The 13,278-nt window shown below is 68.2% G+C and carries 12 protein-coding genes; 7 read left to right on the top strand and 5 right to left on the bottom strand.

The features are described from left to right. The first annotated feature begins 37 nt into the window (after positions 1 to 37). From J2W23_RS30145 to J2W23_RS30115, 7 genes are all read left to right on the top strand, one after another. The gene (locus tag J2W23_RS30145) at positions 38 to 745 is read left to right on the top strand and encodes a response regulator transcription factor (RefSeq protein WP_176661982.1); all 708 of its coding nucleotides are present in this window, start codon (positions 38 to 40) and stop codon (positions 743 to 745) included. A gap of 38 nt (positions 746 to 783) precedes the next feature. After that, positions 784 to 2,136, top strand: coding sequence for a HAMP domain-containing sensor histidine kinase (locus J2W23_RS30140; RefSeq protein ID WP_307651348.1), 1,353 nt, complete (start codon positions 784 to 786; stop codon positions 2,134 to 2,136). A 119-nt stretch (positions 2,137 to 2,255) separates the two neighbouring features. After that, positions 2,256 to 3,299 carry an NADP-dependent oxidoreductase gene (locus J2W23_RS30135; RefSeq protein WP_176661980.1) on the top strand — a complete coding sequence of 348 codons (1,044 nt, stop codon included), beginning with the start codon at positions 2,256 to 2,258 and terminating at the stop codon, positions 3,297 to 3,299. A gap of 171 nt (positions 3,300 to 3,470) precedes the next feature. Beyond that, entirely contained in the window at positions 3,471 to 4,028 is a 558-nt protein-coding gene (locus J2W23_RS30130; RefSeq protein ID WP_176661979.1) for a fimbrial protein, read from the top strand. Positions 4,029 to 4,245: 217 nt separating this feature from the next. Beyond that, on the top strand, positions 4,246 to 5,031 hold the full coding sequence (locus J2W23_RS30125; RefSeq protein ID WP_307651347.1) for a fimbrial biogenesis chaperone: 786 nt from the start codon (positions 4,246 to 4,248) through the stop codon (positions 5,029 to 5,031). 20 nt (positions 5,032 to 5,051) lie between these two features. Continuing rightward, on the top strand, positions 5,052 to 7,715 hold the full coding sequence (locus J2W23_RS30120; protein ID WP_307651346.1) for a fimbria/pilus outer membrane usher protein: 2,664 nt from the start codon (positions 5,052 to 5,054) through the stop codon (positions 7,713 to 7,715). Further along, positions 7,712 to 8,713, top strand: coding sequence for a fimbrial protein (locus J2W23_RS30115; RefSeq protein WP_176661976.1), 1,002 nt, complete (start codon positions 7,712 to 7,714; stop codon positions 8,711 to 8,713). The genes J2W23_RS30120 and J2W23_RS30115 overlap by 4 nt, the downstream gene beginning before the upstream one ends. Before the next feature lie 7 nt (positions 8,714 to 8,720). Here the strand turns inward: J2W23_RS30115 and J2W23_RS30110 are convergent, their stop codons facing one another. The 5 genes from J2W23_RS30110 to J2W23_RS30090 form a co-directional block, all read right to left on the bottom strand. Further along, a complete protein-coding gene (locus J2W23_RS30110; protein WP_176661975.1) occupies positions 8,721 to 9,041 on the bottom strand; it encodes a hypothetical protein in 321 nt (106 codons plus the stop codon). Positions 9,042 to 9,142: 101 nt separating this feature from the next. Continuing rightward, positions 9,143 to 9,997 carry a DMT family transporter gene (locus J2W23_RS30105; RefSeq protein ID WP_307651345.1) on the bottom strand — a complete coding sequence of 285 codons (855 nt, stop codon included), beginning with the start codon at positions 9,995 to 9,997 and terminating at the stop codon, positions 9,143 to 9,145. A gap of 79 nt (positions 9,998 to 10,076) precedes the next feature. Next, entirely contained in the window at positions 10,077 to 10,784 is a 708-nt protein-coding gene (locus J2W23_RS30100; protein WP_307651344.1) for an AraC family transcriptional regulator, read from the bottom strand. A 40-nt stretch (positions 10,785 to 10,824) separates the two neighbouring features. After that, the gene (locus J2W23_RS30095) at positions 10,825 to 11,970 is read right to left on the bottom strand and encodes an SLC13 family permease (protein ID WP_307651343.1); all 1,146 of its coding nucleotides are present in this window, start codon (positions 11,968 to 11,970) and stop codon (positions 10,825 to 10,827) included. After that, positions 11,967 to 13,268 carry an MFS transporter gene (locus J2W23_RS30090; protein ID WP_307651342.1) on the bottom strand — a complete coding sequence of 434 codons (1,302 nt, stop codon included), beginning with the start codon at positions 13,266 to 13,268 and terminating at the stop codon, positions 11,967 to 11,969. The genes J2W23_RS30095 and J2W23_RS30090 overlap by 4 nt, the downstream gene beginning before the upstream one ends. Positions 13,269 to 13,278 lie beyond the last annotated feature (10 nt).

Raw genomic sequence — 13,278 nt, 5'->3', positions numbered from 1 at the left:
CATTCGCCACATGTTTGCCAGGAGGCACAATCCCGCCATGCCGCGCATCCTGCTGATCGACGACGACGAACACCTCGCCGCGCCGCTGACCACCTATTTCGCCCGCTTCGGTTGCACGCTCGAGAGCGCCGTGCGCCCGAGCGAAGGCCTCGCCAAGCTGCGTGCCGGCCAGTACGACGCCGCCATCCTCGATGTGATGCTGCCCGAGATGGACGGCTTTGCGTTGTGCCGCGAGATCCGCAAGGAGAGCGACATCCCCATCGTGATGCTCACCGCGCGCGGCGAGGTGATGGACCGCGTGGTGGGCCTCGAGCTGGGCGCCGACGACTACGTGCCCAAGCCCTTCGAGCCGCGCGAGCTGGTGGCGCGGGTGCAGACCATCCTGCGGCGCCAGCGCAGCACGCCGGCGGTGGCGAACGGGCATGGCAACAGCGGCACGCAGCTGCGCGTGTTCGATGGCCTTGTCATCGATCTCGACCGGCGCCAGGTGCTGCGCCATGGCGACCGCGTCGAGCTCACCGGCACCGAGTTCGAACTGCTCGCACTGCTGGCGGCCGAGCCCGGCAAGGTCTTCAGCCGGGACGACATCCTCAATCGCCTGCGCGGCCACGAGGCCGAGCTCTACACCCGCGCGGTCGACATCGTGGTGAGCCGCCTGCGCAAGAAGCTGGAGCCGCTGGACTGCATCAAGACGCTGCGCAATGCCGGCTACGCGCTGGCCGTCGCACGCAGCGAGCCTGCATGAGGATTCGCGGAAGAGACCACCGCGAGGCGTGGCGGGAAATGGCCTGCCGCCGCGCGGAAATGCGCAAGCAGTGGCATGCCCAGTGGCACGAAAAAGTGCAGGGCAAGCGCCGCTGGCGCCGCTCGCTGCGCATCCGTCTCGTGATGATGTTCGTGCTGCTCGCGCTGGTGATGGCGGGCGTCTTCATGGGCGGCATGAAGAAGGCCTTTTCCACCGGCTGGGCCGAGGCGGCCAAGCCGATGCTGGTGGACTATGCCGACCGCCTCGTCGCCGAAATCGGCACGCCGCCCGACGTGACGCGCGCAGAGGCGCTGGTCGCCCGGCTGCCGATCACCATCCGCATCGTCGGCCCGACGGTCAACTGGGATTCCAACCCGGGCGGATCAAGCAGTCCCGGCGGCTGGATGCACGACCGCGAAGACATGTTCGGCGGCGACAAGTGGTTCATCCGTCCGACGGCTGACGGCCACCGCGTGATCTTCGGCTGGGCACCCAAGCTCTGGCAGCTCGCGCCGCGCGCGACCGGCTGGGCCACGCTGGGCCTGCTGCTGTCGTGCGTGTTGCTGGGTTATGCCTATGTGAGTCGGCTGCTGCGACCGCTGATCGACATCCGCGAAGGTGCGCAGCGCTTTGGCCGTGGCGAATTCACCGAGCCGATCCCGGTGCGCCGCAACGACGACCTGGGCGACCTCGCGCAGCGCATCAACACCATGGCCGACGACATCCAGGCCATGCTCGATGCCAAGCGCGGTCTGCTGCTGGCGCTGAGCCACGAGCTGCGCTCACCGCTCACGCGCGCGCGGCTCAACGCCGAGCTGCTGCCTGCCACGCCCGAAGGCCAGGCCGAGCGCGAGGCGCTGCTGCGCGATCTCAACGAGATGCGCGACCTGATCAGCGACCTGCTCGAAAGCGAGCGCCTGGCGAGTCCGCATGCGGCACTGCAGCGCGAGCCGGTCGACCTCGCCGTGCTCGTGCGCCAGACCGTGGCCGAGATGCCCGGTGCCGAGAACGTACACCTCGACCTGGCCGAAGGCCTGCCGCCGCATTCGATCGACCGGATGCGCGTCCGCCTCCTGGTGCGCAACCTGCTGGACAACGCCATGCGTTACAGCACCGAGGCACCCCGGCCGCCCTGCGTGTCGCTGCGCGCGGTGGTGGACGGCCAGGTGCAGGGCGCGGAACTCGAGGTGCGCGACTTCGGCCCGGGCGTCGACGAAGCGCAGCTCGGGCGGCTGACCGAGCCGTTCTATCGCACCGACGGCGCGCGGGCGCGGGCCACCGGCGGCGTCGGCCTGGGCATGTACCTGTGCCGGCTGGTCGCCGAAGCGCATGGGGGCTCGTTGACCGTGCGGAACGCGAATCCGGGCCTGCAGATCGTCGTGCGGTTCTGAGTTTTTCCCCGGTGTCGACCCTGTCGCCTGCGCTACCAGCGGGCGTGATGGGCACGGCTACGATGCGCCTCCAACCCATGTCAGCCGCGTCCGGCGCGCCCGTCAATCAAGGAGACACCATGAGCAGCTCACTCACCAACCACCAGGTCCGCCTCGCCAAACGCCCCGAAGGCACGGCCACCCGCGAGAACTGGAAGTTCACCACCGAGCCGGTCGGCGAGCCGGCCGAGGGCGGGGTGCTGGTCAAGACGCTGTCGCTGTCGCTCGATCCCGCGATGCGCGGCTGGCTCAACGACGCCAAGAGCTACATCGCGCCCGTGGCCATCGACGAGGTGATGCGCGCCGGCGGGGTCGGCCGCGTCATCGCTTCGAAGAACCCGCAGTTCGCGGTCGGCGATACCGTCTACGGCACGCTGGGCGTGCAGGAATACATCCTGATCCCCGAAGACCAGATCAAGCGCAACGGGCTGGTCAAGATCGACCTGCGCGTGGGCACGATCACCCAGTGGCTCAACGTGCTGGGCATGCCGGGCATGACCGGCTACTTCGGCCTGATGGACGTCGGACAGCCCAAAGCGGGTGAAACGGTCGTCATCTCCGGCGCGGCCGGTGCAGTGGGGCAGACGGTGGGGCAGCTCGCCAAGATCAAGGGCTGCCGCGTGGTCGGCATCGCCGGCGGTGCCGCCAAGTGCGACTGGGTGGTCAAGGAGCTGGGCTTCGACGCCTGCATCGACTACAAGGCCGGCGCCGGCGCGGTGCGCGAAGGCCTCAAGACGCATTGCCCGAAGGGCGTGGACATCTACTTCGACAACGTCGGCGGCGAGATCCTCGATGCGGTGCTGGCGCGGCTCGCGCGCAAGGCCCGGGTGATCATCTGCGGCGCGATCAGCCAGTACAACAACGCCAACAGCATGCCGGGCGCCGGCCCGAAGAACTACCTGAGCCTCCTGGTGAACCGGGCGCGGATGGAGGGCATCGTGGTGTTCGACTATGCCGACCGGTACCACATCGCGATCGCAGAACTCGCCGGATACCTGAAAGATGGACGCATGAAGAGCAAAGAAGACGTCGTTTCGGGAATCGACACCTTTCCGGAAGCACTCAACCGGCTGTTCAGCGGCGAGAACTTCGGCAAGCTGGTTCTGCAAGTTGCTAAAGATTAGAGTCGGACCGTTAACATTCGTGTGTATGTCACGAATAGCTCAATGCAACTGTTAACTACGGTGAACTGACGATAACAGCTGTTTATCTTGCGTCATCGGATAACTAGACTGCGGCCTGCCCTGCATATGGCAGGTTGCAATTCAGTTATTTATCTCCTCAGGGAACGCAAAATGCAAAAGTCTGTACTCGTTAAGTTCGCATCGCTGGCTGTGGCCGGCGTGTTGTCGCAAGGCGCTTTCGCCGCTGACGGCACGATCAATTTCACCGGTGAAATCGTCGACGCGCCTTGCTCGATCTCGCCCAACAGCCAGAACCTGACCGTGCCGCTCGGCAAGGTCTCGCGCACCGCGTTCGACGGCCCGACCGCCGGCACCGCGCTGGTCGGCAAGAAGGCCACCCCCGCCAAGTTCAACATCGACCTGCTGGGCTGCGGCGCCACCGCCAAGGGCGCGACCGTGACCTTCTCGGGCACCGCCGACCTCGACGACGCCACCAACCTGCGCGTGGCCAATGCCGGCCAGGTCGGCGTGGGCGCGGCTTCGGGCGTGGCGATCGAACTGGGCGACTCCGCTGCGACCAAGATCCCGCTCGGCTCGCCGTCCGGCGTCTACACCCTGGGTCTGGGCGACAACTCGCTGAAGTTCCAGGCCGCCTACGTGGCGACCAAGACGGCCGTCACGGTCGGCCCGGCCAACTCGGTCGCGCAATTCACGGTTGCCTACAAGTAAGTAGCGCCTGCGGCATTGCCGCGGCCAGTCGGAGCGCATAGCCGCTTTGGCTGGCCGGCGATGCCGCCCATGCCTGCGCCGCGGCCGGACTTCCGCGTCCCCCCGGCGCCGGCATTTCTCTTTTTTTCGCCTTTTTTCCGACGGTGCCTCGATGCGCATCGCCGTGCTGGGGCGCGCGTGTTCCATGCGTCTTACCCGCGCCCAAGGATTCTTTTTTATGTGCAGCAACCATCGCTTCCGCTGGGTTTTCGCCATCCTGCTGATGCTGGGCCTCCAGGGGCTGGCCGGCGCGGGCGTGATGCTCGGCGGCACCCGCGTGATCCTCGGCGAGAAGGACCGCGAAGCCTCCATTCCGGTAAAGAACACCGGCACCTCGCCCTACGTGGTCCAGTCGTGGATCGACGCCGGCGAAGGCAAGAACAAGACCCCGCTGCTGGTCACGCCGCCGCTGTCGCGGTTGGACCCGGGCATGGAAAACATCCTGCGCATCATGCGTGTGCAGGGCGATCTGCCGACCGACCGCGAGTCGGTGTTCTGGCTCAACGTCAAGGAAATTCCCGAGAAGTCGAAGGAAGAGAACGTGCTCCAGATCGCGGTGCGCAGCCGCATCAAGCTGTTCTATCGGCCCTCGAAGCTCGTGGGCAAGTCCGATGAATCGCGCGGCCAGCTCAAGTGGGCGGTGAGCGCGGGCGCCGAAGGGCAGGGCGCCGTGCTGAAGGTCGGCAACCCGACGCCCTATCACGTGACCTTCACCGCACTGAACATCAACAGCGGCCAGCAACTGATCAACGCCGACATGGTGCCGCCGTTCGGCGAGACGAGCTATCCGCTGACCGCGGTGAAGGCGCCGCAGGCGATCCAGGTCAACTACACCACGCTCAACGACTACGGCGGTGAGACGCCCGAAGAGCGCGTGCAGGTTCCCTCGGGGGCCGAACCCGTGGCCGTGAAGGCCGAGCTGGTTCCGCCGCCTGCGCCTTCCGCCGACGGCGCCAAGCGCTGAGACGCGAGAGACGAATCGCCATGTGCCGCTCACCTGCCCTTCGCGCGCCGTTCCGGCTGACCCTGTGCGCCGCCCTGCTGGGCGCGCTCGGCGCACCCGGCCATGCGCAGGAGAAACCACAGCAGTTGGCCGGCTCCAGCTTCAACGAGGAATTCCTCGGCATCGGCGGCGACCAGCCGCATGCCGACCTCTCGCTCTTTTCCTTCGGCAACCGCGTGGTGGCGGGCAAGTACATGGTCGACGTGTCGCTCAACGAGCGTGGCGCGGGACAGACCGAGATCCGCTTCGCCGCCAAGGACGGAAAAAGCGATGCCGAGCCCTGCCTCACGCGCGGCATGCTCGACGCGTGGGGCGTCAACGTGGCGGTGTTCCCGGATCTCGCGGGCGCTGCGGACGAGGCCTGTATCGAGCTGAACAAGGTCATTCCCGATGCAGCCGTGACCTACGACGCCGGCAAGCAGCGCCTGTTCGTGAGCATTCCGCAGGCGGCCCTCAAGCGTTCGGCGCGCGGCGCAGTCGGTCCCGAGAAATGGGACAAGGGCATCACCGCCGGCATGCTGGACTACCAGCTCAACTTCGCGCGCTACAGCGGCAACAAGTACCGGAACGACACGAACCCCTTCGCGCCGCCGCAGAACGTGTTCGACGGCAACCCCTTCGCCGAGCGCGACAGGACCTTGCAGCGCAACACCCTGTTCGCGGGTTTGCGCGCCGGCTTCAACTACGGCGACTGGCGCTTCCGCCATTTCTCGACCTACAACCGCGGCATCGACGGCAAGAGCCGCTGGCAGGGCATCAACACCTACATGCAGCGCGACATCGCATCGATCAATGGGCGCCTCTTGATCGGCGACGGCAACACGCCGGGCAACTTCTTCGACAGCCTGCCGTTTCGCGGCGTGCAGCTCTCGTCCGACGACGCAATGCTGCCCGACAGCCAGCAGGGCTACGCACCCACCATCCGCGGCGTGGCGCAGACCAATGCGCGCGTCACTGTGCGGCAGAACGGCTATGTGATCTACAGCACCTTCGTGGCGCCGGGGCCGTTCGTGATCGACGACCTGTATCCCACCTCATCGAGCGGCGACCTCGAGGTGACCATCGCCGAAGCCGACGGCCGGCAGACCAAGTACACCCAGGCCTTCTCGGCCGTGCCCACGCTGCTGCGGGAAGGCACCTGGCGCTATTCGGCCACTGTCGGCAAGTACCGCAACGGCTTCGACGGCGGCAGCGTGCTGGGCGTCCGGTCGTCGCTTTCGCAGCCGGTCTTCATGCAGGCGACGCTGGCACGCGGGCTGGGCAACGAGTTTTCGATCTACGGCGGCCTCCTGATGGCCAACATGTACCAGTCGTTGCTCGCTGGCGTGGGCAAGAACCTGCGCGATTTCGGCGCGGTGTCGGTCGACCTGTCGAGCGCACGCACTACCGATCGCACGCCGATCAACGGCCAGAAGACCTACGACGGCCAGTCGGTGCGATTCCTCTACTCGAAGGCCTTCCTCACCTCGGGCACCAATTTCCGCGTGGCGGGCTACCGCTACTCGACCAGTGGCTATCGCACCTTCCAGGAAGCGGTGCAGATGCAGGACCTGCGGCCCTTCGAGTCGTTCAACAGCCGTCGCAACGAAGTGCGCTTCGAAGTCTCGCAGCAGGTCGGCGACCTGGGCACGGTGTTCGCGTCCGCACGCCAGCAGAGCTACTGGGGCACCAGTGCGAAGGACCGGCTGGTGCAGCTGGGCTACTCGGGCAACTACAAGCAGTTCGGCTACAGCGTCTTCTACAACTACACCACCAGCCTGAACCGGCCTGCTGTGCGGCAGGTGATGTTCACGCTGAGCATTCCGCTCGGCGATACCCGCGCCAGCGCACAGTACGCGGTCACCCGCGACAGCACCGGCCGCGTGAACCAGCAGGCCAGCGTCTACGGTTCGGCCTTCGACGACAGCCGCCTCACCTACAACGTGACAGCCGGCGCCGCGAACCAGGGCGGCGGCAGCAGCGGCAGTGCGAGCGCGAGCTACCTGTCGTCCGTGGGCCGCTTCGACGTCGGCCACTCGCAGGGCAGCGGCTACGGCCAGAGCACCTTCGGCGTGTCGGGCGGTGTGCTGATCCACGGTGGCGGCGTCACGATGTCGCAGCCGCTGGGCGAGACCGTGGCGCTGGTGCAGGCGCCCAAGGCCTCCGGGGTGGGCTTCGAGTCGCAGCCCGGCGTGGCGACCGATTGGGCCGGCAACGCGATCATTCCCAATCTCACGCCCTACCGCCTGAACCGCCTGGCCATCCGCACCGGCGACCTGGGCGATACGGTGGAAGTGAAGAACGCCGCCACCGAGGTGGTGCCCACCCGCGGTGCCGTGGTGGTCGCGAAGTTCGAGACCTCGGTGGGCTTCCGCCTGCTGATGGTGCTCACCGACCGCAAGGGCCGCATGCTGCCGCTCGGCTCGAAGATCGAGAACGAGGCGGGCCAGGAGGTCGGCATCGTCGGCCCCGATGGCCAGGCCTTCGTGACCGGCGCGGGCAGCAGCGGCCAGTTGACCGTGCGCTGGGGCCAGGACAAGGCCGACCAATGCATCGTGCCCTACAGCCTGCCCGATGAAAAGAACCCGCCGCCGATCCGCGAGTTGAACGGCCAATGCGCCGCGGCTGCTGCGCTGGTCGATGTGCAACCGAAGGGAGCGGAATGAACCGCAGCCATCCATTCCGCCGTTCCGTGCGCTTCGCCGTGCCGGCCCTCGTGCTGTTGCTCGGTGCGCAGGGCGCGTGGGCGGCGTGCACCGTCACGCCGGGCTACATCGAGAAGACGGTCAACATGGCGATGGGCCGCGTCATCATTCCGAACGACGCCGCGGTAGGCACCATGTTCAAGAGCCAGCTCTTCCCGCTGCCTCTCACCGGCACAACCAACAAGCCATGGACCTGCACGGGAGGGGGCAATGTGAAGGGCGTGATGCTGCAGGGCACCGCGGTGCCGGGCTACAACCAGGTGTTCACCACCGCGGTGCCTGGCGTGGGCATCCGCCTGTCGCGGTATTTCAGCGACACCGAGGTCAACTACTATCCGCACGACCGCTCGACCACGACAGACTTCGGCGATTTCAACGCAGCGTCGCGCTTTCAGGTCGAGCTGTTCAAGATCGCGCCCGTCACGGGAAACGGTCCGCTCGCGCAGGGAACCTACACCCAGTACTACAGCGTGGCAGACAGCAAGTCGGTGCTCACGACGAACCTGCTGGGCGAAGGCATCACCATCATCACGCCCTCGTGCTCGGTGGACCTGGGCTCGCGCAACATTCTGGTGGAATTCGGCAAGGTGCCGCAGAACAACTTCAAGGGCAGGGGCACCACCACGGGCGATCGCAAGTTCAACATCAAGCTCAACTGCAAGGCGGGGCAGAACGCGCAGAACACCGTTTACCTGCGCATGGATGCGACACCGGACCCGTCGAACGAACAGGGTGTGCTGAAGATCACGCAGGCCGGTACCAGCACCGCGACCGGCGTGGGCATCCAGGTGGTGAACGACAAGACCGTGCCGGTGAAATTTGGCGAAGAGGCGTTGGTGGGGCCGTCGATGGACGGCTCCTATGTGTTGCCCTATACCGCGCGCTATTTCCAGACCGGCGACAAGGTGACGCCGGGGCGCGCCGACGGCACGGCCACCTTCACGCTCGACTACAAGTAGCTGGGGCTCAGTCGGCCGGCCGCATCGGGATGTCGCCCATCGCGTCATCCTCCCGCAGTCCGCGCGCGGCCTTCAGCAACTCGATCGACAGTCCATCGCCCTGGCCCGCGAAGCCCTTGGCGACGCCTTCCAGCACCGTCGACAACCCGGCTTCTCCGTCGGCGCGGGCGTCCATGCTGATGTTGAGCACCCGGGCTGCCATCTGGCGGTAGGTGATGGCGCCGGCGCCTTCGAGCGCGGCCACCAGGTCCAGGTACAGCGCCAGGTTCAGGTCGAACACCAGCTTGGGCGTGATTTCGAAGTCGTCGTTCTTGTTCTTGCCGTCCATGGGGTGGGCTCCTTGTTTCTGAGCCTCCACTCTAGCCAGAAAACGCGCCTTGATTCGTCGGACGCGAGCGTGATTCGTTCATTCGCTCATCGTTCGTTCGTTCAACGGGCGCGTGTCCCCATGACAGCCGCGGCGATGATCAGCGCCGCCGCAAGCGCGATGCTCCATGTGAGCGGGCGGCCGGTCACGGCCAGCAACAGCGACGTGGAGGCCAGCGGCGTGATGTAGCTCAGGATGCCGATCTGCCGCGCGTCGCCGCGCTTGAGCGCCATGTCCCAGACGAAGAAAGCCGCGCCCAGCGGACCAAGGCCGCAGAGCGCGACCAGCAGCCAGTCGCGGGCCGACAGCGCGACCGAGGGCTCCAGCAGTGCGTGACAGATCAGCGACAGCGCGCCCGAGACCAGCCCGAAGAGGCCGATCGCCGAGGTGGGAAACGCCGCCACCCGCTTCGTCCACAGCGAGTAGCTCGCCCAGATGAAGGCCGAGCCCAGCGCCGGCAGGAAGCCCCAATAGCCCGCGGTCGCCCCCGCGGCCGGCACCGAGCCCCCGCGCGCGCTGAGGATCGCCACCGCCGCGCCCGCGAAACCCAGCAGCGCTGCGATCACGTGCAGCGGCCGCAGCGACATGCGCGGCAGCAACACCGGTGCCAGCACCACCATGAGGAGCGGCCACAGGTAGTTGACGAGATTGGCTTCGACCGGCGGCGCATGCCGCAGCGCGATGAACAGCAGGAAGTGGTAGCCGAACAGGCCGTAGATGCCCAGCGCCAGCGTGCGCGGCGGCACCTTCCAGGCGCGGCGGTCGCGCAGCACGAGCGGCCAGCTCGGCACGCTGCCGATCATGAGCGCGAGCCCGGTGAGCAAAAACGGCGGCAGGTGCGACAAGGCCGTGCCGAGCGAGGCAAGGGAGGTCCAGAGCGCGATGGCGAGCAGGGCGTAGACGGTGGAAGAAGACATGACCGGCGAGGCTAAGCGATACGGTCGTCGCGCAATGCCGGTCGATCGTCGCGTGACGACGATGTTGTTGTTGTTGCCGTCAGGCGCCGCGCCGCCGCAGCGCGGCCGTGAGCGCCGAAGGCGAGCGGTAGCCCGTGCGCCGCGCCGTTTCGGCGACGCCCATGCCCTCCAGCCTCAGTTCGCGCGCATGCGCCAGACGCAGCCCGCGCAGCCAGTGCATCGCGCTCACGCCCTGCTCCTCGCGGCAGCGCTGCGCGAACTGGCTGGGGCTCAGGCACGCGACTCCGGCGAGGTCGGAAACACCCAGCGGCTCGTGCCACCGCGTCCGCGCCCAGGCTGCGAGCGCCTGCCAATCGATGCGGCGCCGGCGCGTGTCCGGCGAGGACGAAGACCGGGGGCTCCAGGCTTCCAGCAACAGCGCCGGACCGTGCTGCAAGGCGAGCACGGCGTGCTGCGGCTGCTTCATGCAGTGGGCCAGGTAGCGCGCGAGCGCGTGCAGTTGCGGTACATCGGCCGGCGCGCGCTCCGCGCAGCGGGCCCACGGTGCATGCGTGGTGTCGAGCACCAGGCACACGCTGCCCTCGCTGCGCGCCTCGAAGTCGTGGCGATCGCCCGGCGCGACCACCTGCGCCTCGCCGGCCGCGATCCCTGCGCCCCGGCCTTCGACCTCGATGTCGAGCACGCCATCGAGGCCGATCAGCACCTGGAAGTGATCGTGCGCATGGCTGCCGCGCGACGTGCCGTAGTCGCGCAGCGAAAGGGTGCTGAGGGTGGCGGGTGGATGCATGGTGGGCAGGCCCCGATTGTCTTCGCCGGCTCCGCGCCTGTCACGCCAGCCGCAGCAGCAGCGCCGAGGCCGCGCACACCAGCAGGAACGGAATGCTGATGCGGTGAAACTCGCGCAGCCCGTTCGGCAGTTTCGCGAGCCGCAGCGCGATCAGGTTGGCGAGCGATCCCAGCACGCAGCCGAAGCCGCCCACGCTCACGCCGGCGGCCAGCGCGGGCAGGTCGCGCACGTGGCTGTCGAGCAGGATCGCCGCCGGCACGTTGCTGATGAACTGCGAAGTGACGATGGCCGCGAGGTAGGCACGCCACCCTTCGGTGATCGGCCAGTGGCCGAGGAGCGCGGTGATGGCGGGCAGCTCGGCGAGCTGCCGCAGGTCGACGAACATCAGCGCGATGATCGCGAGCAGCGCCCAGTCGATGCCGCGCAGCACGCGCGGGTACGTCACCAGAAACACCCCGAACACCACGCCCAGCCCCGCCAGCAGCCAGTGCCGGTCCAGCGCGACCACGAAGCCGATGAACAGAACGCCCGCCAGCGCCAGGAGGCGCGGCTGCACCGGTGCCGCCTCGGCCGAGGGCTTGAGCGCGATGGGCGTGCGCGGCACCAGCAGCCACACGGCGACGAAGAGCCAAAACAGCATCACCGCCACCGTCGGTCCCATCATTCCCATGAAGGCGAAGAAGCTCTCGCCCGAGCGGTGCCAGAGGTAGAGGTTCTGCGGATTGCCGATCGGCGTGAGCGCCGAGCCCGCATTCACCGCCAGCGCCTCCAGCACCACGAGCCGCGCGAGCGGCAGGTGCGCCTGGTTGGCGAGCACGCGCGTGAGCGGCACCAGGAGGAACAGGCTCACATCGTTGGTCACCAGCGCCGACAGCAGCGCCGCGCTCGCGGTCAGCAGCATCGCCAGGCTGCGCTGGTTGTGCGTGCGCGCGAGCAGGCGCTGCGCGGCCGCCTGCAGCATGCCGCTCTTCTCCACGCCCTGCGTGATGGCCAGCAGCCCGGCGAGCGCGCCCACCGTCTGCCAGTCGACCAGCCGGAGCCAGTCCATCGGCGCGCGCGGGCGCAGGAACGCGAACAGCACCGCGACGGCGACCAGCACCCACAAGAGACCGTTGCCGCCGCCCTCATGCGGCGAGGGGGTGTCGGATGACGAGGCGGGCAGGGCGGGCACGGTGTCTTTGGTCATGAAGCGGCGGAGGTCAATGCGGGGACGGCCGGCTTGCCGAAGGGCGAGCGGCCATGACCGCGAGTTTCGGGCATTGCCAGCGCAAACAGGGCCAGCGCGCCTGCGGCGATGGCGGCCAGCACGCAAAAGGCCGTGCCGTAGCCGGCCGCATGCGCCACCGCGCCTCCCACCAGGTTGCTCAGCGCCGCGCCCAGCCCGACGCAGGCAGCACCCAGGCCGAGTGCGAAGTTGAAGTGGCCGCTGCCGCGCGTGAGGTCGCTGATCGTCAGCGTGAGCATCACGCCGAAGACGCCCGCGCCGATGCCGTCGAGCACCTGCAGCGCCAGCAGCGCGGCGGGGCTGTCGGCCAGGAGGTAGAGCAGCCCGCGCACCGGCAGCACCGCGAAGCCGACGAGGAAGATCGGCTTGCGCGGCAGCCGCGGCGCCCAGCGTCCGACCGCCAGGCCGATGGGAATGGTGACCAACTGCGTGACGATCACGCCCCCCGAGAGCCACAGCGCAGCCGACGTGCCGGCCCGCGTGCCGACCTTCTGCGCCACGAGCGTGAGCATGGCGGCATTGGCCAGGTGGAACAGGAAGGCGCAGGCCAGCAGCACGAGGAGCCGGTGGTCGTACCAGCGGGGGGCGCGGGCAGCGCGCGCACCCGGCACGGGGGAGGGCGCTGCAGAGGGCTCGGCATCGGCGCCCCGCGCCAGTTGCTGGTCGATGTCGCGGTGGCGGATGCGAAGCGCCGCCGCAATAGTCGGCAGCGCCATGGCCACGGCATAGAAGAACATCGCGTGCGGGCCGAAGGCGTGGCCGACCCAGCCCGTGCCCAGTGCCCACAGGACCGTGCCCGCCGCGGTGATCGCGGCGTTGCGGCCGATGCGCGCATCCAGGCCCGCGCGCCCCACCATGCCGAGGCTGGTCGCCGCGATTGCGGGCGCGACCAGCGTGCCGGCCGCGCCGATGAGCGATTGCCCGGCGAGGATCACGCCATAGCCAGGCCAGTTCGCCATGACGAGCAGGCTGACGGCGATCAGCGAGATCGCCCCCGCGATCCAGCGCGGCTTGTGGCGCACGCTGTCGATCAGCGCACCGGCCGGCGCCTGCACCACGAGCCCCACCAGGGCCGAGACGAACATCACGGTGCCGATGCGCTGCGGGTCCCAGGCCAGCGTGCCGGCCATGAAGACGACCAGGAACGGCCCGACGCCGCCCTGGATGTCGGGCGCGAGGAAGGCCAGCGCGTCGAGCGCGCGCAGGCTGCGGCGCGAGGGCGTGATGCGTGGGGTGGCAGGGGCGGCGGGGCGCGTCATGACGGGCTTC

It is taken from the genome of Variovorax boronicumulans, assembly GCF_030812215.1.
Classification (GTDB): Bacteria; Pseudomonadota; Gammaproteobacteria; order Burkholderiales; family Burkholderiaceae_C; genus Variovorax; species Variovorax boronicumulans_C.
Note: the sequence above shows the minus strand (reverse complement) of the source record. Positions and strands in the feature narration are given on the sequence as shown.